The sequence below is a fragment of the Cobetia sp. SIMBA_158 genome (assembly GCF_046566945.1).
GTDB classification, from domain to species: domain Bacteria; phylum Pseudomonadota; class Gammaproteobacteria; order Pseudomonadales; family Halomonadaceae; genus Cobetia; species Cobetia amphilecti.
Window position 1 is genome coordinate 1 of record NZ_JAWJYL010000920.1, and the last position, 244, is coordinate 244.

A 244-nucleotide genomic window follows, 5' to 3' on the forward strand; every position below is an offset into this window, starting at 1 on the left:
GTGAGCTGCGCAAGCACGATGGCGACCTGCAGGCCGCCAGCGTCAGTGCTCACTCGCGGGGACAGTCGGGCGAGCTGCCCACTGTCATGCGGTGGACGGTCTTCCGCGCCAAGGGTCTCGAGTTTGATTGCGTGGTGCTCGCCGATGATCTGGCACTGCCAAGCGCGCGCCAGCCATTGCCCAATTAGGTGCTGGTCACCACTCTCCGCTACACCGCCGCCACGCGGGCACGCCCGCTGCTGGT

Annotated in this window: 1 protein-coding gene; it reads left to right on the forward strand. The window is 67.2% G+C overall.

The window, feature by feature from the left end:
• The coding region (locus R2R70_RS22505) for a hypothetical protein (protein WP_410979273.1) at nt 1–188 on the forward strand (188 nt) is incomplete at its 5' end.
• Nucleotides 189–244: the final 56 nt, after the last annotated feature.